The organism is Nocardia carnea, assembly GCF_029869215.1.
GTDB classification, from domain to species: domain Bacteria; phylum Actinomycetota; class Actinomycetes; order Mycobacteriales; family Mycobacteriaceae; genus Nocardia; species Nocardia carnea_B.
Genome location: NZ_JARWPM010000104.1, coordinates 1 through 23,694, shown reverse-complemented (window position 1 = coordinate 23,694; position 23,694 = coordinate 1). Strand labels below are relative to the sequence as shown.

The 23,694-nt window shown below is 66.4% G+C and carries 23 protein-coding genes; 14 read left to right on the top strand and 9 right to left on the bottom strand.

Features of this window, described 5'->3' with window-relative positions; genetic code table 11:
• From QH276_RS06030 to QH276_RS06005, 6 genes are all read left to right on the top strand, one after another.
• A complete protein-coding gene (locus tag QH276_RS06030; protein ID WP_280402675.1) occupies positions 1–978 on the top strand; it encodes an ABC transporter permease in 978 nt (325 codons plus the stop codon).
• Positions 979–1,051: 73 nt separating this feature from the next.
• Complete coding sequence (locus QH276_RS06025; protein WP_280402674.1) at positions 1,052–2,020, top strand: ABC transporter permease; 969 nt, start codon at positions 1,052–1,054, stop codon at positions 2,018–2,020.
• Positions 2,021–2,034: 14 nt separating this feature from the next.
• Positions 2,035–3,963 (top strand): ABC transporter ATP-binding protein, encoded by a 1,929-nt coding sequence (locus QH276_RS06020; RefSeq protein ID WP_280402680.1) that lies wholly within the window; start codon positions 2,035–2,037, stop codon positions 3,961–3,963.
• On the top strand, positions 3,960–5,624 hold the full coding sequence (locus tag QH276_RS06015) for an ABC transporter family substrate-binding protein (protein ID WP_280402673.1): 1,665 nt from the start codon (positions 3,960–3,962) through the stop codon (positions 5,622–5,624). The genes QH276_RS06020 and QH276_RS06015 overlap by 4 nt, the downstream gene beginning before the upstream one ends.
• Complete coding sequence (locus QH276_RS06010; protein ID WP_280402672.1) at positions 5,621–6,349, top strand: hypothetical protein; 729 nt, start codon at positions 5,621–5,623, stop codon at positions 6,347–6,349. The genes QH276_RS06015 and QH276_RS06010 overlap by 4 nt, the downstream gene beginning before the upstream one ends.
• Positions 6,350–6,471: 122 nt before the next feature.
• On the top strand, positions 6,472–7,740 hold the full coding sequence (locus tag QH276_RS06005; protein ID WP_280402671.1) for an MFS transporter: 1,269 nt from the start codon (positions 6,472–6,474) through the stop codon (positions 7,738–7,740).
• A gap of 104 nt (positions 7,741–7,844) precedes the next feature.
• Here QH276_RS06005 and hemC read toward each other — a convergent pair whose 3' ends face one another.
• The 4 genes from hemC to QH276_RS05985 form a co-directional block, all read right to left on the bottom strand.
• Entirely contained in the window at positions 7,845–8,771 is a 927-nt protein-coding gene (gene hemC, locus QH276_RS06000) for a hydroxymethylbilane synthase (protein ID WP_280402670.1), read from the bottom strand.
• Between the two features lie 241 nt (positions 8,772–9,012).
• Positions 9,013–9,201: a DUF397 domain-containing protein gene (locus tag QH276_RS05995; RefSeq protein ID WP_280402669.1), complete on the bottom strand. Its 189-nt coding sequence runs from the start codon at positions 9,199–9,201 to the stop codon at positions 9,013–9,015.
• Complete coding sequence (locus QH276_RS05990) at positions 9,198–10,082, bottom strand: helix-turn-helix domain-containing protein (protein ID WP_280402668.1); 885 nt, start codon at positions 10,080–10,082, stop codon at positions 9,198–9,200. Before QH276_RS05990 ends, QH276_RS05995 begins: the two co-directional genes overlap by 4 nt.
• 432 nt (positions 10,083–10,514) lie before the next feature.
• A complete protein-coding gene (locus QH276_RS05985) occupies positions 10,515–10,874 on the bottom strand; it encodes an ADP-ribosylation/crystallin J1 (RefSeq protein ID WP_280402667.1) in 360 nt (119 codons plus the stop codon).
• A 257-nt stretch (positions 10,875–11,131) separates the two neighbouring features.
• Here QH276_RS05985 and QH276_RS05980 point away from each other — a divergent pair, with 257 nt between their 5' ends.
• Complete coding sequence (locus QH276_RS05980) at positions 11,132–11,428, top strand: hypothetical protein (protein ID WP_280402666.1); 297 nt, start codon at positions 11,132–11,134, stop codon at positions 11,426–11,428.
• A gap of 14 nt (positions 11,429–11,442) precedes the next feature.
• Positions 11,443–11,889, top strand: a complete 447-nt coding sequence (locus QH276_RS05975; RefSeq protein WP_280402665.1) for a hypothetical protein — start codon at positions 11,443–11,445, stop codon at positions 11,887–11,889.
• Between the two features lie 196 nt (positions 11,890–12,085).
• Here the strand turns inward: QH276_RS05975 and QH276_RS05970 are convergent, their stop codons facing one another.
• Positions 12,086–12,433, bottom strand: coding sequence for a hypothetical protein (locus tag QH276_RS05970; RefSeq protein WP_280406658.1), 348 nt, complete (start codon positions 12,431–12,433; stop codon positions 12,086–12,088).
• 504 nt (positions 12,434–12,937) lie between these two features.
• On the opposite strand from QH276_RS05970, the gene QH276_RS05965 reads away from it, so the two are divergent.
• Positions 12,938–13,309 carry a hypothetical protein gene (locus QH276_RS05965; RefSeq protein WP_280402663.1) on the top strand — a complete coding sequence of 124 codons (372 nt, stop codon included), beginning with the start codon at positions 12,938–12,940 and terminating at the stop codon, positions 13,307–13,309.
• Between the two features lie 62 nt (positions 13,310–13,371).
• On the opposite strand, the gene QH276_RS05960 is transcribed toward QH276_RS05965, so the two are convergent.
• The 3 genes from QH276_RS05960 to QH276_RS05950 are packed head-to-tail and all read right to left on the bottom strand — an operon-like array spanning position 13,372 to position 16,493.
• A complete protein-coding gene (locus QH276_RS05960; protein ID WP_280402662.1) occupies positions 13,372–13,872 on the bottom strand; it encodes a GNAT family N-acetyltransferase in 501 nt (166 codons plus the stop codon).
• A 33-nt stretch (positions 13,873–13,905) separates the two neighbouring features.
• The gene (locus tag QH276_RS05955) at positions 13,906–15,483 is read right to left on the bottom strand and encodes a Rieske 2Fe-2S domain-containing protein (RefSeq protein WP_280402661.1); all 1,578 of its coding nucleotides are present in this window, start codon (positions 15,481–15,483) and stop codon (positions 13,906–13,908) included.
• A 44-nt stretch (positions 15,484–15,527) separates the two neighbouring features.
• Positions 15,528–16,493, bottom strand: a complete 966-nt coding sequence (locus QH276_RS05950) for a hypothetical protein (protein WP_280402660.1) — start codon at positions 16,491–16,493, stop codon at positions 15,528–15,530.
• A 99-nt stretch (positions 16,494–16,592) separates the two neighbouring features.
• Between QH276_RS05950 and QH276_RS05945 the strand changes: the two genes are divergently transcribed.
• Together QH276_RS05945 and QH276_RS05940 are read left to right on the top strand one after the other, a co-directional pair.
• Positions 16,593–17,339 (top strand): lysophospholipid acyltransferase family protein, encoded by a 747-nt coding sequence (locus tag QH276_RS05945; protein WP_280402659.1) that lies wholly within the window; start codon positions 16,593–16,595, stop codon positions 17,337–17,339.
• Positions 17,340–17,395: 56 nt separating this feature from the next.
• Positions 17,396–18,136, top strand: coding sequence for a lysophospholipid acyltransferase family protein (locus tag QH276_RS05940; RefSeq protein WP_280402658.1), 741 nt, complete (start codon positions 17,396–17,398; stop codon positions 18,134–18,136).
• Here the strand turns inward: QH276_RS05940 and QH276_RS05935 are convergent.
• Positions 18,133–19,383 carry a glycoside hydrolase family 1 protein gene (locus QH276_RS05935; protein ID WP_280402657.1) on the bottom strand — a complete coding sequence of 417 codons (1,251 nt, stop codon included), beginning with the start codon at positions 19,381–19,383 and terminating at the stop codon, positions 18,133–18,135. The genes QH276_RS05940 and QH276_RS05935 overlap by 4 nt on opposite strands.
• Positions 19,384–19,443: 60 nt before the next feature.
• Between QH276_RS05935 and QH276_RS05930 the strand changes: the two genes are divergently transcribed.
• From QH276_RS05930 to QH276_RS05920, 3 genes are all read left to right on the top strand, one after another.
• Positions 19,444–20,085, top strand: a complete 642-nt coding sequence (locus QH276_RS05930) for a TetR/AcrR family transcriptional regulator (protein WP_280402656.1) — start codon at positions 19,444–19,446, stop codon at positions 20,083–20,085.
• 233 nt (positions 20,086–20,318) lie between these two features.
• Complete coding sequence (locus tag QH276_RS05925) at positions 20,319–21,251, top strand: hypothetical protein (protein ID WP_280402655.1); 933 nt, start codon at positions 20,319–20,321, stop codon at positions 21,249–21,251.
• A gap of 20 nt (positions 21,252–21,271) precedes the next feature.
• Entirely contained in the window at positions 21,272–23,548 is a 2,277-nt protein-coding gene (locus QH276_RS05920) for a heavy metal translocating P-type ATPase (protein WP_280402654.1), read from the top strand.
• The last annotated feature ends 146 nt before the right edge of the window (positions 23,549–23,694 follow it).

Here is a 23,694-nt window from a genome sequence, read left to right as displayed (position 1 = left end):
ATGGCCGGCTTTCTGTTGCGACGCGCACTCAACTACGTCGTGCTGTTGCTGCTGGCGTCGTTCCTGACCTTCACTGTGGCCTCGCTGACCTTCAACCCGCTGGAAAGCCTGGAACAGCGCAATCCGCGGCCGCCGCAGTCGGTGATCGACGCGAAGGCCGAAGAGCTGCACCTGAACGATCCTGTTCCGCAGCGCTATCTGATCTGGGTTTCCGGCGCCGTCCGCGGTGATTTCGGAACCACCTTGTCCGGTCAGCCGGTGAGCGAGGAGCTGCCGCGGCGGGTGGCGGTGAGCCTGCGCCTGCTCATCCTCGGTTCGGTGGTGGGCACGGTACTGGGTGTGCTGATCGGTGCGGCGGGCGCGATCCGGCAGTACAAATTCAGCGATTACTTCACCACCGTGGTTTCGCTGCTGATTCTTTCGACACCGGTGTTCCTGCTCGCCACCTTGTTGAAATACGGCGCACTGGAAATCAACGCACTGGCCGGGCAGCAAGTCCTGCTGTACACGGGCGAAACGTCGGCGGGTCATATCGAAGGATTCGGCGCGCAAATGGTCGACCGGCTTCAGCATCTCGTTCTGCCGACACTGGCGATCGCGCTCGGCGGTATGGCCGGATACAGCCGCTACCAGCGCAACGCCATGCTCGACGTACTACAGAGCGATTTCATCCGCACCGCCCGCGCCAAGGGTCTCACCCGCACCAAGGCGCTGTACAAACACGGTCTGCGCACCGCGCTGATTCCGATGGCCACGCTGTTCGCCTACAGCCTCGGCGGATTGATCACCGGCGCAACCTTCACCGAGAAGATTTTCGGCTGGCACGGCGTCGGCGAATGGCTGGTCGATTCGATCAACGCGCAGGATGTGTACGTAGTGGTCACGGTGACCGTTTTCGCCGGACTGGTCGTTCTGATATCGGGCCTGCTCTCCGACATCGTGTACGCGATCCTCGACCCCCGGGTGCGTGTGGCATGAGGCAGTCGGGGGCACGGCGGCACCACGCAGGGCCCGCATACGCCGGGCGAACGGATCCCGATACGGGGGCGCAATGACCGAAGCAGAGATCATCGTCCAGGGCGCACCGGCGGTCGCGGCGTCGGGCCGGCGCAAACTGGTCTGGAGACGGTTCCTGCGCAACCGGCCCGCGGTGGTCGGTGCGGTGGTGCTGATTCTGCTGGTACTGGCAGGGTTCGCGCTCCCGCCGCTGCTGCCCTACGACTATCAGGACCTCGACCCCACAGCCCTGTTGCAGCCCCCGAGCCCGCAACATCCGTTCGGCACCACCCAGATCGGGCAGGACGTTCTCGCGCAAACCCTGCGCGGACTACAGAAATCGCTGCTCATCGGGTTCTGCGTAGCGATCATCTCGACGACCATCGCCGCGTTGGTCGGCGCTGTCGCCGGACTGCTCGGCGGCTGGACCGACCGGGTCCTCATGTGGATCGTCGACCTGCTGCTGGTGGTCCCGAGTTTCATCATCGTCGCGCTGTTCGCGCCGCGCACCAAGGGCAGCGGCTCGATCCTGCTGCTGATCGTCCTGCTCGCCGTGTTCGGCTGGATGATCAGCGCCCGGATCGTGCGCGGTCTGACGTTGAGCCTGCGCGACCGCGAATTCGTCCGCGCGGCCCGGTATATGGGCGCTCCGACCCGAACGGTGATCCTCAGCCATATCGTCCCGAATATCGCCTCGATCCTGATCATCGACACCACCCTGACGGTCGGCGCGTCGATCATGGCCGAAACCGGTTTGAGCTTCCTTGGATTCGGCGTGCAGCCGCCCGATGTCTCACTCGGGTCGCTGATCGCGGTCGGCACCGATACCGCGCTCACCTACCCGTGGCTTTTCTTGTTCTCCGGCGGCCTGCTGATCATCACGGTGTTGTGCGCGAACCTGGTCGGCGACGGATTGCGCGATGCGTTCGACCCCAGTGCGAAACGGGCCCGTTCCCGGCCGTCCCGCAAAGCACGTAAGGCACAGCGATCGGCGAGCACCGAATCGGGAAGCGTGCGGCAATGAGCGGAGATACGACGATGGCCCAGCCCGCCGCTGATTCGCCCGGCGCCGCCGCGGCCGGCAATACCCCACTTCTCGAGGTCGCGGATCTGCGGGTTTCCTTCCCCAGCGAGGAGGGCCGGATCGAGGCGGTACGCGGCGTCGACTACACCGTCTCCGACGGGGAAGTACTGGCGATAGTCGGTGAGTCCGGTTCCGGCAAATCGGTTTCCTCACTGGCCGTAATGGGACTCCTCCCCGACCAGGCCCGGGTGACCGGTTCGATCCGGCTGCGCGGACGGGAACTACTGGGGCTCGACGACAGGCAGCTGTCCGCATTACGTGGCAGTTCGGTCAGCATGGTGTTCCAGGACCCGCTCTCGGCACTCACCCCGGTGTACCGGGTCGGCGAGCAGATCGCCGAAGCCCTCCTGGCACATGGCGATATGAGCAAGGCCGCGGCGGCGAAACGCGCGGTCGAACTGCTCGACCTCGTCGGTATCCCGGACCCCGGACTACGGGCCAAGGCTTTCCCGCACGAGTTCTCCGGCGGGATGCGGCAACGGGTGGTGATCGCCATGGCCATTGCCAACGATCCGGCGCTGATCATCTGCGACGAGCCGACCACGGCACTCGACGTGACCGTCCAGAAACAGATCCTGAACCTGCTGCGCAAGGCGCGCGATATCACCGGCGCGGGCGTCATCATGATCACCCACGACATGGGTATCGCCGCCACCCTCGCCGACCGTGTCGCGGTGATGTACGCGGGCCGGATCGTGGAAACCGCGACGACCGCCGAACTGTTCGCCGCCCCGCGCATGCCGTATACGGTCGGCCTGCTCGGTTCCATACCGCGGATGGACGGACCCGCGCGGACGCCGCTGATCCCGATCGTCGGCGCACCGCCGGCCATGCACGACCTCCCGCCGGGCTGCTCGTTCGCCCCGCGCTGCCCGGTCGCCGTCGCACTGTGCCGGGACCACGAGCCGCCGTTGTCCGAGACTTCGCGCGGGCACCGCGCCGCCTGTTTCCGCACGGGCGAAGTGGGCACCGCGGAATTGTTCGAGGCCTACCGTCAGGAAATCGACGAAACCGCCGCCGAAACCGGTCCTGCGGCGGAAACCGATGTGGTGCTGCGCGTCTCGGACCTGGTGAAAACCTATCCGATCACCTCGGGTGTGGTTTTCCGGCGGCGCAAAGGTGAGGTACGTGCGGTCGACGGGATCAGTTTCGAGGTCCGCGCCGGCCGCACCCTGGCCCTGGTCGGCGAATCCGGTTCCGGGAAATCGACCACCCTCGAACAGATCCTGAACCTGGCCCGTCCGCAAGCGGGCCGGATCGAAATCCTCGGGCACGAAACCGGCGAACTGACCAAGGCGCGGAAACGCGAACTGCGCCGCCGGATGCAGATCGTCTTCCAGGACCCGACAGCTTCCCTGGACCCGCGGTTGCCGGTATTCGACGCCATCGCCGAACCCCTGAAGATCGATGGACGCCCGAAAACGGAGATCGCCCGCCGAGTACCCGAGTTGCTCACCCAGGTCGGTTTGCGGCCCGAACACTCCGACCGGTATCCAGCGGATTTCTCCGGCGGCCAGAAACAACGCATCAGTATCGCCCGCGCCCTCGCCCTGGACCCGGAACTGCTGGTACTGGACGAGCCGGTGTCCTCGCTCGATGTTTCCATCCAGGCCGGTGTGCTGAACCTGCTGCGCGATCTGCAGAACGAGCGCGGCCTGTCGTACCTGTTCGTCTCCCACGACCTGTCGGTGGTTCGCAATCTCGCGCACGATATCGCCGTCATGTACCAGGGCAAGATCGTCGAATACGGCCCGGCCGAGCAGATCTTCGACGAACCCCGGCATACGTATACGAAATCGCTGATCGAGGCGGTGCCGGTACCGGTCGTCGACCGTGGTAGGGGTTCGGTGGCGAACCCCACCAGCAGGAAGGAAGTCTCATGAGGATTCGATCCGTCGGTCTCCGCCTCGCGGTGCCGGTCACCGCGATCGGCTTACTGCTGAGCGGGTGCAGCGCGAACAGCACCGAGGCCGGTGATGTGACCATCACCGGCACCAACCAGATCAACCCGCGCGACCCGAGCGAACTGCGCGACGGCGGGAACCTGCGGCTGACGATCTCGGCACTGCCGCAAACCTTCAATCCCCTGCATGTGGACTCCGACTCCGACGCCTCCGAAGTGGTGTCCTGGACCATGCCCAGCCCGTTCACCTCCGATGCCAAGGGTGAGCTTTCCGTCGACACCAAGTTCTTCACCAGTGTCGAGATGACCAGCACCAACCCGCAGGTCATCACCTACACCATCAACCCCGAGGCGGTCTGGTCCGACGGCACCCCGATCACCTGGGAAGACCTGGCCTCACAGGCGCACGCCCAGAGTGGGAAGGACCCCAACTACCTCGTCGCCGCCACCTCGGGCTTCGATCGGGTGGAAAAAGTGGAACGCGGCGCCGACGACCGGCAAGCCGTGGTCACTTTCGACAAGCACTACGCGGAATGGAAGGGCCTGTTCGGAATCCTGCTGCCGAAAGCCGCCACCGCGACCCCGCAGGCATTCAACGACTTCTACCGCAACGGGATGCCACTCAGCGCGGGCCCGTTCATGGTGACCAACATCGACCGGGCGCAGAACCGCATCACCCTCGGCCGGAACCCGAAATGGTGGGGTGACACACCCAAACTCGATACCGTCACCTACAGCGTGCTCGATATCCCGGCCCGGATCGCGGCCGTACAGAACAACGAACTCGATTCCACGGATATCTCCGGTATCGCGGAGGTGACCACCGCCCGCAACACCCCCGGCATCCAGGTTCTGCGTACGCCGCTGCCCCGGTTCTCGCATTTCACCTTCAACGGCGCACCCGGTTCGATTCTCGAAGATCCCGCGTTGCGGCGCGCGATCGCGAAGGGGATCGACCGCCAGGCCATCGCCTCGGCGACCCAGCTCGGTGTTGTGAGCGATCCCAAACCGCTGAACAACCACATCTACATGCAGGGCCAAGAGGGCTATCAGGACAACGCCGGAGTTATCGCGTACAACCCCGAACAGGCCGCCCGGGAGCTCGATGCCCTCGGCTGGAAGCTCAACGGCACGGTGCGTGAGAAGGACGGCCGCAAACTGGTGATCCGCGATGTCATGTACCAGCAGGATCTGTGGGTGCAGACCGCCAAGATCGCCCAGCAGAATCTGGCGGCGATCGGCGTCGAGCTGAAGATCGAGACCTATCCAGGCCAAGGGCTTTTCACCGATATCATCGACCCCGGCAACTTCGATATCGCCCAGTTCACCTGGGTCGGCAGCATCCTGCCGCTCAGCGCGTTGCCGCAGATCTACGCTTACAACCCCGAGGTGCCGCTGTCGAACAAGGGCAAGATCGGCTCCCCGGAGCTCAATGCCCTGATCGAGGAAACCATCTCCGAACTGGATCCGAAGAAGGCGATCGAACTCGCCAACCAGGCCGACCGGATGATCTTCGAGGAAGTGCATTCGCTGCCGATCACCCAGTCGCCCGGTACGGTCGCCCAGCGCAACGAGGTCGCCAACTGGGGTGCGTTCGGTCTGGGGTCCCCCGACTACACCAAGGTCGGCTTCCTGAAGTGAATCGTGGATCGGGCCATCCCCTGGTCTATCCGCTGTCCGTAACGATCGGCGCCTTCGCGGTTCTCACCGCGTGGGCGCCGTTCGCCGATTCAGACCAGCTCAGCGCGCTGGCCGTCGTCGGACTCGGGATAGCCGGGTATACCGGGTACCGGCTGGCGGTCGCGTTCGGCGGCGTCCGGCACGGCGCGGGAACGGACGGGACAGCGGCGGTGCGGCGGGTCCGGCAGGAGTTCCGGCTGCAGAGCAGGTCCTGGCTGGAGCTCCGGGTCCGCGAACGGGTCTGCTGGGTACCTGTCTATTTCACGCCGGAATTGGTCGGGTTCACCGGTGGCACGGCCGAGTTGGACGGTTCACGCATCGTCCTGCACGGATCGGCTCCGGATCGAGCCCCGGACGAACGGGCCGGCGATATCCGCAGCAGCCCCGCGAGCGTGCCATCGATTCGAGTCCTCCCGGCAGGCCGGGTTCGGCTACGCGAACCGCACGGGCGCCTGCTCGACAACCCGTCACGCCCGGACCCCTCCGCCCCGGAACGCGCACATTCGGCCGCGCGAATTCTGCGCAGGCTGCTGCTGGACGCGCAATCCGTGGTCGCCGCCCCACTGATCGGACTGATGTGGGTGTATGTCGCCGGGGGCGGGCTGCCCGCCTTCACCGGTGCCACGTGTGTGGCGGCCGCGGCAGCAATCTGGCTGTCCGCGATCCGCGGGTCCGATCCGACCTGACGACCCGCTGCATCTGTGCTGCCGCTGGCTCCGGACGCGATGGGAAGGAACCGAACGAGAACCGGAAGCGTCTGATACCAACGACATAGTCAGCGGTCCGTGAATGGCGTTCGGGGGGGAATGTGGCGACCGAATCCACGACGACAAACTCTTCCGGTCAGATCTTCACCGCGATCTGGGCCGGACAGCTGCTATCCCTGGCCGGCTCGGCCGCCGCGTCCTTCGCCTTGGCGCTGACCGTGTACTCGGCGACGAACAGCGCGCTCGCCTTGGCATCGATCACCGCGGCCGCGGCGATCGGCACGATCTATCTGGCTCCGTTGGCGGGCGCTGTCTCCGATCGGTTCCGCAGGCGGCAGATGCTACTGCTCACCAACCTGGCCGCCGCAGCCGTCGCGGGACTGCTGGCCCTGGTCGCCGGTTGGGAATCACCTTCGCTCGCTCGCCTGGTGGTGATAGTCGGGCTGGTATTCGTCTCCGGGGTCCTCAACGCACTGCTGTGGGTGACCATGGCGGCCTCCGTGCGCCTACTGCGTCCGGAAGCCGACCTCACCCGGGTCAACGGGGCAACGGCGCTGGTCGAAAGCGTTCCTACCGTCGCCGGCCCGCTACTGGGCGCGGCCGTGTACACGGCGGGGTCGCCGGCGGCGGTCTTCCTCGCCGACGCGGCGACATTTCTCGTACAGGCGGTGATCCTCGCCGCGGTGCGCTGGTATGACGAACCCATCGTCGCCAGACGCGCACTCCGCCCCTTCGCCGGTGCCCGCGCGGGTCTGACACTGATCCTGCGCGACCCCGCCCTGCGATACCTGCAGCTGTCATTCGCCGGTTTCAACTTCTGCAACGGCCTGGGGGTCTCCGTAGCGATCGCGTTCGTGCTGTCTGCTTCGGCACCTGCGCAAACGTCCTGGAACCTCGCCCTCTACAACACCGGCGGCGCCATCGGGTTGGTGCTCGGTGCGCTGGCCGTCATCGCCATCGGATCCCGCTGTGATCGCCGCCTGCTGATCTGCGCGGCGATAGTCGCCGGCGCGCTCGCGGGCCGGCTGGGTCTGGCCCTGACAACGATCCCCCTGCTGTGGCTGCTGTGCGCACTCTTGCGCAATACGACAGTGCAACTGATGAATGCTTCGCTGACCGCGATCTGGCAGGAACGCATCCCCCGCGAATCGCAAGCGACCGTCTTCGGTGCCCGCCGGCTCCTCGGCCAGGGCCCCTACCCGATCGCCGTACTCCTCGGCGGCCTGTTCGCCGACCACGTATCCACCCGCGCAGCAGGCCCCGGGCACGGCGCCGCAATCGTGCTACTCCTCACTGCCGGCGCCGAAATCGCGCTCGCCATCGGATTATGGGCGACGCCCGCCCTCCGCAGACTCGCCCCGGCCTCCTGAACCCGACCGTCGCCGCCGACGACCTATACCGCACGCGAGTTCGACTACCCGCGGCGACTCGGTATCCGCCGATACTTCGACGCCGCGCGGACCAGGCCGGCGGATCAGTGGGGAATGGAGTCGATGATCGCGCGGGCGCCCTGACGGAGTAGATCGGAACCGACGAAAAAGCCCAGGGCCTGAGGATCTTCGGGAACACCCCAGTGGTGGGCGTCCAGCCATTGGGTGCCGTCCAGGTTGAACACCTTGCCGTGCAACGAAAGCCGGCCGGTGGGCTCGGTGACACAGACCCCGGCGATCGGCGAATTGCAGTGGCCCTGCAGGGCGTGCAGCATCGCGCGTTCGGCGTCGGCGACGCGGCGGGTTTCGGCGTGGTCGAGCCGGCCCGCGAGTTCACGAACCTCGTCGTCTTCGGCCCGGCAGGCGAGCGTGAGCACCCCGGCTCCGATCGGCGGGCACATGATGTCGACCGGCAGAATCTCGGTGATCCGGTCCTCGTGGCCGATCCGGTACATGCCGGCGACCGCGGCGATCAGCACATCGCAGTAACCGTCCTCGAGCCGCATCAGCCGGGTGTTCATATTCCCGCGCAGCGGTTTGGTCTGCAGATGCGGGTAATGCAACCGCAGCTGCGCGGCCCGGCGCACCGAACTGGTGCCGACCACGGTTCCCGCAGGCTGTTCCGCCAGGGGCCGGCCGTCCTTGGTGATGATCGCGTCGCGCACATCGTCGCGCTTCGGGAAACCGGCGAACGCGATACCTTCCGGAATCGGGATATCACCCGGAATATCCTTCAGGCAGTGCACGGCGAGATCGGCCTGATCGGCCAGCAGCGCATCGTCGATCTCCTTGACGAAAGCCCCCTTACCGCCGAGCTGCGCCAGATCCCCCATCCACCGGTCACCGGCGGAGGTCACCTTCACCAGTTCGGTCTCCACCCCGAACCCGGCCAAACCGGCGGCGACCTGCTCGGCTTGGGCAACTGCCATCGGACTGGCCCGGGTCGCGACCCGGATAATGCGCGCGGCCATGGGGCGACTCTACCGCCGCCGGAAATCACGGCAACCGGCCGTCCTGCGATAGCCGACCGCACCCGTCAACGGTACTGCCGGACTCGAAGGGTATGGCCCGAGTCCCGTCCCGGCCGTGGAACGGCGCGTGCTGGTAGTCGGTCGGCTGGATCTCACGGCCGGCAGCCGGCGATATGGAGCCGATCGGCCGGCCGCACGGCTTCGGTGATACTCACGCGCAGCTCGGCCTCGGCACCTTCTCTCAGCGCCGAACGGATTCGAGAAAGGCATCCCAGGCCATCGACTCGACCACCAGGGCCGGGCCGGCGGGATTCTTGGAGTCACGCACACCGACCAGCTGCCCACTCAGGTGGGCGACTTCCACACAGTTCTTGTCCGCGCCGCTGTAGCTGCTCTTGAACCAGCCTGCCTCGGATAGATCGCTGATCACGGTGCATACTCCTTTGCCACGCGCCTCAACATATCTCTGCTCTGAACCGGATCCAGCGCCGCGTCGAGGAGGGTCTGATAGGCCTCAGCATAGCGCCGGACCGTGGCTTCCTTCTCCAGATATAGGTCGCCGGTGAAGCATTCGACGTACACGACCGTCGGATCAGGATCGCGGCGCGTACTAGTGCCACCTGGGTCGAGGATGACAAACGGACCGATCGCGACCCCGAGGGGAAACCCCGCCGAGAACGGGAGTACGCGGATGTCGATATTGGGCCGGGTACTCAGGTCGGCGAGGTATCTGAGCTGGCCCGACATGGTCTTCGTACCACCCACGACCGCGCGCAAGGCGGCTTCGCGGAGAACAATACGAAGTTCTACCGGCCGGGCTTTGCGAGTTACCTTTACCTGACGCTCGATTCGCAGCCGGACCCGGCGCTCGACCTCACCAGGTTCTTCATCGGGATAACCCGTCTGCATCAGAGCGCGGACGTATGTTGGAATCTGCACGATTCCCGGCACGATCTCCGGCTCATAGGTCGTGAGCCGCCGGGCACTCGACTCCAAGTCGACGAACACGTCGAAATGTTCCGGAATGAGGTCGCCGTACTCATGCCACCAAGTCTTGCCACTCGCCTGTAGCGCGAGCCCTTTGAGAACCTCGGTGAACTCATCGCTGAACTCGTAGATCCGGCACAAGGCCACCACATCGGCCAGCCGGATCCGATCGGTCTTACCGACCTCCATCCGCTGGACGGTGCTGATACTCCACTCCATCAACGCGCCGACATCGGCCAGCGTCAAACCCAATGCCTCCCGCCCGTTACGCAGATGCCTTCCGAGCTGCCGCCGGGGAAGGGTCGATCCACCGCACTCGGTCATTCGGTCGCTCCGTTCGCAGGGGACCAGCCGTGCGCACCCTCGAACCGCCCCGCAGCCCAGGATGAAAAACACGCTGGTGATTCGGATGATTTCTCGATACCGCCTGGCCCAGCACCGTTCTCTGATGCTGTTCTGGGCGTACGCCCGGTCAAGAGAAGCCGACCCGAACCCCTGTGCTTCCCCATCCCAGCGCCCTTGCTCTCCGCCGGGGCCGGGCACACCAAGACAATACCCCCTAATTCTGCCAGAGGTGTTGCGATAGAGCCATTTTCGCCGCTTTCACTACCACACTCGCTTCCACATGGCCGGGCGGTTTGCGCTACCGGTTGCGAACGGCCTGCGGCGTGCGTGTTGGGTGAGTCATAACATCAGGAAACATTGCATAAGAGCCGCACACCCATACGAACCGGTGATACCAGCCGATACCCCAGATCATTGCCGGTGGAATTCGTGCACGACCTCGATCTGCCCGACGATATGAGCGTTGAACTCCGCCAACTCCTCGGCCGGAACCCATAATTCCAAAATCGTTCGTCCGCCGGCCTGCTGGACCGGATACCGCGACAGGAAGTCCGACTCGACTTCGAATCGCGTGACGTAGCCCGCGCCGTCGTGTTCGACGTTCCAATCCCGGGCGATCCTGATCGCGTAATCCTCGTTGAGCACCGGGTAGAAGATCGGCTGCTCCGGCAACCGCGGCGGCCAAGCCCGCCAGCCCAGTGCGCGAACGAGTTCGAGCTCCTTCGGGCCGGTGGGGCGCCACAGGGTTGTCGTCGCGATATCACCGGTCATGACTTCGGACCGCCTTCCGGTGTCAGCCCGCCGGGATGACGGGCCGGAACAGGCGAACAGTATCGGACACAGCATGCCCGGCCAACCGGATTACCGGCGAGGTCACCACCGCCGCAACAGTCGGCCGCACCACGGCACTCGCCACAGAGCCGACCGGCTACCGCTGGTCAGCTGTCGGCCGGTTCGGTGAGCTTCCGAGCGGAGTTCGTGGCCATTCGAATGGTGTGCCCTACGCGAGGCCGAATGCGCGAGTCGCCGTGTCCGATCGTTATACCGCCGGCATCCTCGCCGCCGAGGCACTGGCCTGGCTGGCCGTACCAGTGCCACTGGTCGGCGTGCTCACCGGGTTCGTCGTCTTCACCGCCACACCACTATGGATCGGGCTCACCAAACGCGCCAACCCCACCAGCACCCGCGGCCTGTTCGTCCCGATCACCTCGATCTGGTGCGGCACCGTCCTCGTCTTCATCACCACCAAACCGCATGTGGTGCATTGGACACGCCCCAGGGCGCAAGGTGAAGCACTGCCGCAAAGAAAAGCATGGAAACGATAGAACAGGAGGCCCGAGTGGACGGCGACGAACGTCAAGTGTGGGAGCTCTCGGTGGAGCTCGGTCCGCCCGAGGCCACGGGGCCGGGCGCGCTCGACGGCGAGGGCATCCACCCGGTGGCGCTGCTCCTCGAGGAAAGCGTCCAGCGCATCCGCGGCGCGAACCGGATCCCGTGTTTCACCGCGTTCGGTCAGGTCACTGCTCTCAACGAGTTCGCTCAGCGTGCGTGGGGAGAGGCATACAACCAGGAAGATGTCCCGGTCGAATGTCGCCTCGCTGTCTACGTGACCGACGAAGAACTGGACGACCTCACGAAGGCGATCGTTGAGGATCTCGGCCTCTCCAGAGACGGATTCTCGACAGCTGCCAACCGAAAGGTCATCGTCGGACTGCACCCGATCTCGCTGGAAGACCCGGAGAACAGCTTCTACCACCACCTCGTCAACCAGTACGAAAGCAGATAAGCGCAGCTGACGGCTTCCGCCGCGGCAAAAGCTGCCCAGCCTGTGCTTACATCAGGCAAGCCCCGCCCCGGTCTGCCTCGCCAATATGGCGGGGCAGACCTTTGTCTATGGCCACCTCTCGACCGGAACCCCTGTTTGCGGGGCTTATCGACCTGGGTAACAGGCACTGTGGGCTTCGAGGCCGGTCGGCGTGGTTCTACTCTTTGATCTTCTCGATCGGATACCTGGCGATGGAGAAAACGATGATCGAGTAGACCGCGATGCCGATCAAGACCGGCAGCGGTATACGGCGTTCGGGGTCGAGGGCGATGCAGATTCCGTAGACGATGGGCGGTAAGCAGAGGATCGCCGCTGCGGTTTCCCAATACGCGACGAGATTATTTGCCCTTTTTCGGCGTTCGGGATTTGTCAATGTGGTGTCTGGTATCTCATCGCCGTACCCCTCGCTGTGACTGGTCGCAACTCCTCGGTACCCCTTGGCGGCCGAGTACATGCAAAAGAGCGAAACGACTGCAAAAATAAGAGCAACGATAAAAGCTTGCACTAAGACCCCTGACCCTTCGTTATCGGATGGCTCCTCCGCACGCAGAGAGCCGCGTCGTTGACCGTCACTGCTGACCCCCGCAGGTTGCCGGCGATGCCCTGCACCGCCGGTACATCCATCAACATCTCAGCCTCCCCAAGGTTTGGTTACAGGCTTTGACGGCATCTCGGCGTCATCGGTTCCCCTTTCCCGGAATTTTTTTCGCGCTGGCTGGTACCGCCGCTGGTGTCCGGAACCACGCTGATCAACGCCGTGAAAGACGTGGACTCGAATATGGAGCACCTACTGGGTACATGTCGTTCTACCGCCGCGACCGCCTACGCCGGCGGCTGGGACGAAGCACGAACCGGTGCACTAGAAGTGCTTGAAGCCCGCGGCGACATGGCCGAGCTACTCGGGTGAACGGGCTGGACTTCGAGGGCACCGACTCTGATCTGTCCGGCACGGTAGCTGCCGCCGCGGCGGCAGCCGCGCCCAGTTCACTACGGCTCTGAGGAATACGCGTTGAGCGACGAGGGATATGCGGTCGACCTGACCGAACTGGAGGCGGCTGCCACCCGGTTGGGCAATCTGATCGGGTTTGTGGAGGACTCCCTACAGCAGATCGACGGCCGCGACGCGACGCTGCGTGCGGGCTGGTTCGGGGTGATGCCGCCACCGCCTACGACACCGCCCACACCGAATTGGTCGCCGGTGTGCAAAGCCCGGGGTGAGGCCCGGGGGCGTGCCGAGGCCCTGATCGAGCTGCTGACCCTGAAGTTCGGCCCGCTTCCGGCCGATATCGTGGCCCGAGTGCGGTCGGCGGATGTCTCGGAATTCCGGACATGGACGGCCCAGGCCCTGGCCGCGGCATCGCTGAACGAGATGTTCGCCTGACCGGACGACCCGGTTCCTATCCCTAAGGACTGCACAACCCGCCGTGAATAGGTGCTGAGAGCTCAGGGGCTCAGGTAGTAGTGCAGATACGCCGCGCGACCATCCGGGAATGCCCAGCTTCCCGGACCGCTGTGCACCCGCTTCCACCCTGCCCGTTCGTACAACGAAATTGCGGCGACCCCACCCGCTTCCACATCGAGCACTGCGCGACGACCCCGAAGTCCGGACATCTCCACAGCTGCGTCGAGCAGGCGGCTGCCGGCGCCGGATCGTCGATGTGACGGCACGACGAACAGGCGCACGACAGATATCGGCTCGGCGTCGTGAACAGCGGCACGAACGGGCGCGGGAAGCACACTTTCACCGATACCGACCTGCCCGATGACGACGCCACCGGCCTCCGCAACGCGCGCGTCGACGAGTTTGGGTGGGGACAGCCAACCGGCAGCATTCTCCGGCCACACCGCTGGGTAGCCATCGGCATCATGCACCTGGCGAAGCGCCGCCACGCAGGACGGTAGGTCGCGGCCGGTTCTGGGCCGGATATCAACCGCAGTCGTCACGGCAATCGAGCCGATCGCGCCTTCTCTTCCCGGCTAGTTCGCCGGTTCGGCGAGTTTGCGGGAGCGCAGTTCGTGACCCTTCGAGGTTTTGCAGCGGCCGGATTCCAGGTCCCATTGCCAGCCGTGCAGGTTGCAGGTGAGGGTGGTGCCGTCCACCACACCGAATTTCGACAGGTCCGCCTTGAGGTGGGGGCAGCGGCGCTGGATCTCCCAGTCGGCCACTTCCACCGAGGCCGAATCGTCGTGCGCCTCGGAGAACCAGCCGTCGGCGTAGGCGATACGTTCATCGGTGAGGCATTTGAAAAACGTGTACAGGTACTCGTTGTAGCCGCCGATCCGCCACGCCTGGAAGCGGGTGGACAGGAAAACCGTGTTCACCCAGTCCGGTTCCTGGTCGCGCAATACGGTGCGGACGAGTTCGGGGGCGATCCGGAAACCGTAGCGGTATTTGCCCTCGCCCTCCCGTGGGGCGCGGACCTGACGGTTCGGAAAGTCCAGGACGACGGTTTCGTCACCCATCACCAAGCCGACCGGGTAGCCGATACCGTCGCAGATCAGATCGCTCTGCGCCATGATCGGCTCGAAGAGTTCGCGCAGCGGTTCGAGCAGCGGTTCGCCTCCGGCGGGTGCCCAGCTCTTCTTCTCGGCGACCAGCACCGGCGCCATCCGCTGGGCCATCTTCTCGATGTAGGCGGCCTTATCGCTCCAGATGGTGTCCGGATCGTAGGGATGACTGAGTTCGAGCTCGGTGCCGCGCAGATCGACAGTCGACCCGGGCACCATCAGCAGACCGCGATCGTGGCCGTGCTCACGCATCTGCTCCAGGAAGACCATCTGGTCGGGGAAGATATTTCCCTCGTCGCCGTGATCGTCGTTGAGATAGCGCAGTTCGTCGTCCAGGAAAACCGGCGGCCCGGCCGAGGGAACCACCCAGGTCGCGCCCACCTGCTCGATATAGCTGCGGGCCCGGTCCATTCCGCGCTGCCGCTTCTGCTTACCGAAATTCGATTTCGTCCGGGCGGGGATGTCGTAGACCATCGGATACCAGATGGCGCCGGAGTACTGCAGCAGATGGATATCGATCTTGCCGAACGCCTCGTGCAGCACATCCATATCGACCGGGCGCGCGTCGTTCATATTGAAACAGGTGGTTTCGCGGTCGGAGACGATGAGCCCGGAATCCCCGATCGGGCCGTCCGCGGGAGCGCGCAGCGCGACGATCATGATGTCCAGTTCGGCGGTGGGGTCACCACCGCCGGCGCCCATGGCACCGGTCACCGTGTGCTTGACCGAATCCTCGGTTTCGAAGAATTTGTGGAAGCCGAGTTTCTCCAGCTCACGACGCAGATCCGGAACCGGGTAGTCGGGCAGCAGGACGGTGGCGTCCTTGTTGACGTACTCGCGCAGATGCGCGGCGTCGAAATGGTCGCGGTGCAAATGGGAAACGTAGAGGAAGTCACAGTTCCCGAGTTCGTCCCAATCGAGCTGGGTGTTGTCCGGGAAAGGGAACCAGGAACCGAAGTACGCGGGGTTCACCCAGGGATCGCATAGGATCGACCCGGCCGCGGTCCGGATATGAAATCCCGCATGTCCGACACTGGTGATCTGCACGTGCTCGCTCCTCTTGACCGATTGCAGGCTTCCAGGGTAGTGGCTCAGGACGAGATTTCCCCGATGCAGTAGCCGTTGTCACCCTCGGCGAGCACAAATGTCCGATTCTGGGTGACGCCGGATCCATTTGTCACCGGCACCGCCACCGACATATATCCCGCGGTCAGCTGCTGGGAACTGATCTGCTGGTCGGTGTAGCCGGTGATGCCGGTGAGCGCGCCGGGATCGTTGGCCAGCGGTGCCGGCACCGGCGCGCCGCTCCCCTCCGGATCCCAGGTGGCGGGTATCGCCGCGCAGACCAAGGGATATTCGGATTCCTGATCGTCAGGATGAATCGGCCGGCCGACGGACCGGGCGAGGTAGCGGCGCACGGTGTGCCGGGCGTCGGCCGCGTCGTGGGTGGGTTCGACGGTCGCGGGGAACACCCGGCCGCACGCGTATCCGGACGTCACCCTCTCCTGTTCGGCGGTGACACTGGTCACTCCGTCTGTCCAGGTGAGCGTTCCGTCGACGGCCGTGCCCGGCCGCGCCAGGGCATTGAGCACCGCATCGGGGTCGGCGTACATGGTCTGCACGGTCAGCGGCGGGACGGTCCAGCAGGCCTGCTGCAGGGTCGCGAGATCGCCGGCTCGCAGGTCTGCGGCGAACCGTCGCAACGCGGGTGCCGCCTCCGGAACCCCGGGTACCTCGCCGACCTGCGGCGCGTCCACAGGCACCGGCGGCAGCGGGGGTTCCGCCGCCACGGTTGTGGCGGTTGTTTCCGGCGCGCCGGCCTCCCCGGAATCGGCCGCGACGGTGCCGGGGTCGTCGACCGGAATACCGGATACCGAATCGCAGCCGGTGGCCAGCATCAGTCCGGCGGCGGCCAGCCCGATCGCCGCCGACCGGCCCCGGCGGCGGCGCGGCACGGCCACGGCAGCGGCGTGGATATCGGCTCCACGACGCGGTGCGGCTGCGCGGCCGGTACGGCGCGACGGTTCGGGGCGGGCGCGTTCCACTTCGACGATCACCTTTCCTGCGGTACATACCGGTTCGAACCGGGCCCGGCGACGGGAATTCGCGGGCCGGACGCTGCCGATCATGATGGCAGCGACTACGCTAGCGGACTTGTGGATCCCGTCTACCGGACTGTCATCGGGCTGGCCCGGACCGTCTTCTTCCTCGAGGGCCTGAAATTCACCGTCACCGGCGACGAGAACATCCCCGCCGAAGGCGGTGCCGTCATCGCGGTCAATCACACCGGGTACATGGATTTCACGTATGCGGGGCTGCCGGTGCGCACGCCCAAACGCTATATCCGGTTCATGGCCAAACACGAGGTCTTCGAGAACAAGATCTCCGGCCCGATCATGCGGGCGCTCAAGCATATTCCGGTCGACCGCACCGCGGGCGCCGACTCCTACAAAGCGGCCGTGGAATATCTGCGGCGCGGCGAACTCGTCGGCGTCTATCCCGAGGCCACCATCAGCCGCAGTTTCGAGATCAAAGAGCTGAAATCGGGGGCGGCCCGGATGGCGATCGAGGCCGAGGTACCGATCATCCCGATCGTTATCTGGGGTGCGCAGCGCGTATGGACCAAAGGCCATCCGAAGCGGCTCGGCCGCACCAATACCCCGATCTCCATCGCTGTCGGTGAACCGATCCGGCCCTACGAGCCCGCGGCCGAACTCACCGCAGAACTGCGCTCCACCATGCAGCGGTTACTGCACGGGCTGCAGGAGAACTACCACCACGAACCCGGCGCCTACTGGGTTCCCGCCCGCCTCGGCGGTAGTGCCCCTACCCTGGAAGAGGCCGATGCGATGGACGCCGCCGAGGCCGCCGAGCGAGCCGCCCGGAAACAGGCGGGCGAGTAGCGGCCGTCGCACGGTACGGGGCGCGGAGGCATCCGCGGTAGTGAGCAGGAGTCGAGATGGCGCGGGAGCCGGTTTTCGATATTCTCGCCGGGCTGGTGCACACGGTGTTCTTCGCCCAGGGCCTGCGGGTGGATATCCGCGGCCAGGAGCATATTCCGCGCACCGGCGGTGCCGTTCTCGCGGTGAACCACACGTCCTACCTGGATTTCATGGAGGTCGGGTTGGTGGGCCGCCGATCGGGCCGCAATGTGCGGTACATGATGAAGGCCGAACTCGAACACGGTGTCGTCGGCTTCCTGATGAAACACTGCAAGGCGATCGGCGTGGACCGCACCGCGGGCGCGGAATCGTTCGGCCGCGCGGTGCAGGCGCTGCGCGACGGTGAACTGGTCGTGGTCTACCCGGAGGCAACCATCAGCCGCAGTTTCGAGCTGAAGGAATTCAAATCGGGTGCGGCCCGGATGGCGCTGGAATCGGGTGCGCCGATCATCCCGCTGGTCATCTGGGGCGCGCAGCGTATCTGGTCCAAGGGTTTCCCGAGGAAGCTCGGCCGGCACAAATTCCCGATCCATATCCGCATCGGTGCGCCGCTGAGCGCCACCGGCACCCCCGACGAGATCACCGCCGCCCTGCGTACCCGGATGAGCGAGCTGCTCGCCGCTGCCCAGGAGGGGTATCCGATGCCTGCCGGCGAGCCCTGGGTTCCCGCCCGCCTGGGTGGCGGCGCCCCTACCCTCGAACAGGCCGCCGCATTGGAGGCCGAGGAGTACGCGCGCCGCCACACACCGCGACCCTAGGAGCGGATCCGGCGGTGGCGTCCGGCGACGGCGCCCAGGTGATACGCGCTGTTCTTCGGCGTCCGTCGTTGCGTCTCCCGGTCGACAGCGATCAATCCGAACCTGGGCGTATATCCCAGCATCCATTCGAAATTGTCCAGGGCGGACCAGTAGAAGTAGCCGCGGATATCGACGCCGTCGGCCAGCGCGCGTCCGACACCGTCCAGAGCGGTTTCGATGAACGCGACGCGGCGATCGTCATCGGCGGTGGCGATCCCGTTCTCGGTGACGAACAGCGGCAGACCCGCTGTGGCCGCGCGCCGGAGTACCGGTTCCAGCGCCTGCGGGTAGTACTCGTAGCCCGCCTGGGTGAGTTCGGCATCGGCGGGCTGCGGCAGTATCCCTTCGGTGCCGATGCGGGCCCGGCAGTAGTTCTGCACGCCCAGGAAATCGTCGCCTTGTAGTGCGGGCAGGTACTCCTCGAACTGCTCGGCCCACATCCGGTCGGCGATCTCCGTGGCGCCGGGCAGGGGCTGGAAATCCTGCAGCGACAGAGTGATTCCGACCTGGCTGGCGGGGCTGACCGCGCGGATCGCCTCGCGCGCTGCCATATGGGCCTGTTTCACCACGGCGATCCCGGCATCGCTGAAGGTGAACAGGAAAGGGTTGAGTTTGTCCGGGGTCGTGGCCAGGGCCTCGGCCGCGGGCCGCCGCCAGTCCTGGCCGCCGAGGTCGATCCCGACCGGGGCCCCGTCTCCCGATATGCCCAGCATGCCGCGCAGCAGCGGGCCTATATTGGCCTCGTTGATCGTGCACACGTAGGGCACCGAATCGCCGAGTTCGGCCAGCACCGCGCGGCAGTAGGCGGCGAATCGTTCGGGGGTGCCCGCGTACTCCCAGCCGCCGTACCGCATCAGCCAGCGTGGGCTCGTGAAGTGGTGCAGCGTCACCATGGGCGTGAGACCGAACTCATGGCAGGCAGCCAGTACATCGCGGTAGTGCGCGATCGCGGCGCGGGAGAAGACGCCGTCCTCGGGCTCGACCCGGGCCCATTCGATCGAGAACCGGTAGGCGGTGAAGCCGAGGCCGGCGAGCAGGGCGAGATCGTCACGAAAGAGCCGGTAGTGATCGCAGGCGTCTCCGCTGGGCTCGGCGAACAGCGAGCCCGGCGCATGCTCCATGGCCCAGAAGTCGCTGGCGGTATTGCCGCCTTCGACCTGGTGAGCGGCGGTCGCCGTGCCCCAGAGGAAGGTGTCCGGGAAGGTCATGAAAACTGAGTGAACACTAGAATTCGATGGGGGTCAAGGACTCGGTCGTAGAGTGCAGCCATGACGACCAGCACCCGCGGCAAGGCGCGCGGGCCGTATGCCAAGACGGCCGAGCGCCGTCGTGACATCGGTCGCGCCGTCCTGGACCTCGTCCGCGAGAAAGGTCACGGAGCCGTCACCACCGCCGAGGTCGCGGAGCGGGCCGGCGCCCGCGAGGCAACCGTGCTGTACCACTTCCCGTCCAAGGACCACCTGCTGGTGGCGGCCCTGGCGCAGGCCGACGAACAGGCCGTCGAGCCCTACCGGGTCGCGGGCGAACCCGACGATCTCCTGGAAGCGCTCCGGAACTTCGCCCACATCGGCCCGCAGCGCGAGAACGAACTCCGGCTCTACGCGGCACTGGCGGGGCATGCCACGACCCCGGGGCATCCCGCACAGGAGTACTTCGCCCGGCACTATTCGTCCGCGATTGCGTATTTCGCCGGAATCGTGTCGCGCCGGCAGGCCGCCGGACTCGCAGACCCCGCGCTCGACCCCGCGGAAGTGGCCCGTCAACTCGTCGCGACCTGGGACGGCCTGCAGGCGCAATGGCTGGCGGACCGTTCGTTCGATATCGGCGACCTCCTGGTTTCCGCGTTCCGCCGGCTGAGCGGCCGGGACCGGATGGAAGACCGCGACAGCGGTCGCCCGCATCGGCCATAGGCAGCACGCCGACTTCCCCACTCGGGCGGCTCCCGCCACCCGATGAGCCCGGCTCCACCTGGTGAGCCCACCTCGATCCAGGACGTGCGATCGGCGACCCCGCCGATGAAACCGCTCGCGGAACTCCGCGTCTACAGCGCTACCCTCAACACTCTTGACTTAATACCCTAGGGGGGTATGGTAGCGATCAGGGCGGCCCGGACCGCCCGGAGACCATTGGATGGAGCATCGAAATGAGTACGTCGACGAAGTTCGCCGGATTCGCGCTCGGACTTGCCGCCCTGTTCGGTATCGCGCTGGGCGTCGGGGCCCTCGCCGGCTCTCCGGAAAGCGAACCGGAGACCCACGACACCGCCGCGCCGGAGACCGGCGCACCGGGCGGGCCGGGCGGGCTGACCGATAGCGCCGGCGGGTACACCCTGGTGCTGGACGAGCCGATCACCCGGGCCGCACCCACCGCCACGCTGCGCTTCCGCATCACGGACAGCGCGGGCCGGCCGGTAACCCGATACACCCCCAATCACGAGAAGGATCTGCACCTGATCGTCGTCCGCCGCGATCTGAGCGGGTACCAGCATCTACACCCCGCACTCGGCGCGGACGGCACCTGGAGCAGCCCGGTGAACCTCGGCCGGGGCGGTGACTACCGGGTCTTCGCGGACTTCGTCACCGCCGACGGGAACCCCTTCACACTCGGCACGGATCTGCGGGTGGCGGGCGAATACGCGCCCCGGGCGCTACCCGGCCCCGCCGCTACCGCGACCGTGGGCGACTACCGGGTCGAGCTGGGCGGAACGCTCGCCGCGGGCAGTTCCACCGACCTCGCCTTCACCGTCTCGCGCGACGGGAAACCGGTCACCGATCTGGAGCCCTACCTGGGGGCGTACGGTCATCTCGTGGCCCTGCGTGCCGCCGACCTCGGCTATCTCCACGTTCACCCGGCCGGCCACCCCGGCGACGGAACAACACCCGCGGGGCCGGGCGTTACCTTCGCGGTAGCAGCCCCCGGCGCCGGCGACTACCGCCTGTTCTTCGAGTTCCGGCACGCCGGGCGGGTCCACCGGGCCGAGTTCACCGCCGCGGTCGACACGGCCGCGCCCGGCCGGCCCGCCCCGAGCAGCCCGCAGCCGGCACCTGAACACACCGATAACGGCCACGGCCACTGAACCGGGTCACGGAGCGAATGATGACTACCCAGACACCACGCGATACGGCAACCGCCACCGGTACGACCGAACAGATCGAACTGGTGATCGGCGGGATGACCTGCGCCTCCTGCGCGAACCGGATCGAGAAGAAACTCAACCGGCTCGACGGGGTGAGCGCGTCGGTCAACTACGCGACCGAGAAGGCCCGGGTCCATTACCCGGAAAACCTCACCCCCGAGGATCTGGTCGCCGTGGTCGAACAGACCGGTTACACGGCCACCGTCCCGCAACCACCCGCCGAACAGCGGGCGGAATCGGAGCCCGCCGATCCGGCCGGCGCCCTGCGCACCCGCCTGCTGATTTCGCTGTTACTCACCGTCCCGGTGATCGCCATGGCGATGATCCCCGCACTACAGTTCACCAACTGGCAGTGGCTGTCGCTCACCCTCGCCGCGCCGGTGGTCGTCTGGGGTGCCTGGCCTTTCCACCGGGCGGCGTGGACGAATCTGCGGCACGCCACCGCGACCATGGACACCCTGGTCTCACTGGGCACCCTGGCCGCCTTCGGGTGGTCGCTGTACGCCCTGTTCTGGGGTACCGCGGGCACACCCGGGATGACCCATCCGTTCGAATTCACGATCGCGCGGATGGACGGTACCGGCAGCATCTACCTGGAAGCCGCCGCCGGTGTCACCACGTTCATCCTGGCCGGCCGGTATTTCGAGGCCAGGTCCAAGCGCCGGGCGGGCGCCGCGCTACGCGCTCTGCTGGAACTCGGCGCCAAAGAGGTGTCGGTACTGCGCGGCGGCCCGGACAACTGGACCGAAGAGCGGATACCGGTCGACCAGCTCGCGACCGGCGACCGTTTCGTGGTGCGTCCGGGCGAGAAGATCGCCACCGACGGCGTGATCGTGGACGGCTCCTCCGCCGTGGACGTCTCCATGCTGACCGGGGAATCCGTACCGGTGGAGGTCGGGCCGGACGATACGGTCGCCGGTGCGACCGTGAACGTCGGCGGCCGGATCACCGTGCGGGCCACCAAAGTCGGTTCCGATACCCAGCTCGCCCAGATGGCCCGGATGGTGGAGGACGCACAGTCGGGTAAGGCGCAGGCGCAACGCCTGGCCGACCGGATCTCGGGCGTGTTCGTCCCGATCGTGATCGCGCTGTCGGTCGCGACGCTCGGCTTCTGGCTCGGCACCGGAGGTTCGGTGGCGGCGGCGTTCACCGCGGCGGTGGCCGTGCTCATCATCGCGTGCCCGTGCGCGCTGGGCCTCGCGACTCCGACCGCCCTCATGGTCGGCACCGGGCGCGGCGCTCAGCTGGGCATCCTGATCAAGGGTCCCGAGGTGCTGGAGTCCACCCGCCGGGTGGACACCGTGGTGCTCGACAAGACCGGCACCGTGACCACCGGCAAGATGGCACTGCTCGAGGTGGTCGCCGCCGCCGGTGAGGACGCCGACGAGGTTCTGCGGCTCGCGGGGTCGCTCGAGGATTCCTCCGAACACCCCATCGCCAAGGCCATCGCCGACGGTGCGCGACAGCGGATCGGCTCCCTGCTGCCGGTCGAGAGTTTCCGCAACAACGCCGGGCTCGGCGTGGAGGGTGTTGTCGACGGGCACGCGGTGATCGTGGGTCGCACGGGGCTGCTCGCCGACTACGCACTGCACCCGGACGCCGACCTGCTCGCGGCCATGCGGGCGGCCGAATCCGACGGCAGGACAGCGGTCGCGATCGGCTGGGACGGCAAGGCCCGCGGCGTGCTCGTGGTCGCCGACACCGTGAAACCGACCTCCGCCGAAGCGGTTTCCCGGCTACGGGCGCTCGGCCTCACCCCGGTCATGCTCACCGGCGACAACGCCACCGCCGCGCGGGCGATCGCCCGGCAGGTCGGGATCGACGAGGTGTTCGCCGAGGTGCTGCCGCAGGACAAGGTCGCGGTGATCGAACGACTGCAACGGGAAGGCAAAACCGTCGCCATGGTCGGTGACGGCGTGAACGACGCCGCCGCCCTGGCCCGCGCCGACCTCGGCCTGGCCATCGGAACCGGCACCGATATCGCCATCGAGGCCGCGGATCTCACCCTGGTCCGCGGCGATCTGACCGCCGCCCCCGACGCCATCCGGCTGGCCCGCCGCACCCTCGGCACCATCAAGGGCAATCTGTTCTGGGCGTTCGGCTACAACGTCGCGATGATCCCGCTGGCGATGGCCGGCCTGCTCAATCCCATGCTGGCCGGCGCCGCGATGGCCTTCTCCTCGGTGTTCGTGGTGAGCAACAGCCTGCGCCTGCGCAAGTTCCGCCCCACACACTGAGCGAAGGCAGGGCTGGAGGTACCGGGTGGCCTCCAGCCCTCCTCGCTTTCGGCGGCGGCCGGACGGGGGGGGCCCCGACCCCCCCCCCGACCCCGCCCGGCGCCCCCCCCGCGAGATCCCCGCCCGCCAGCCCACCCACCGCCGCC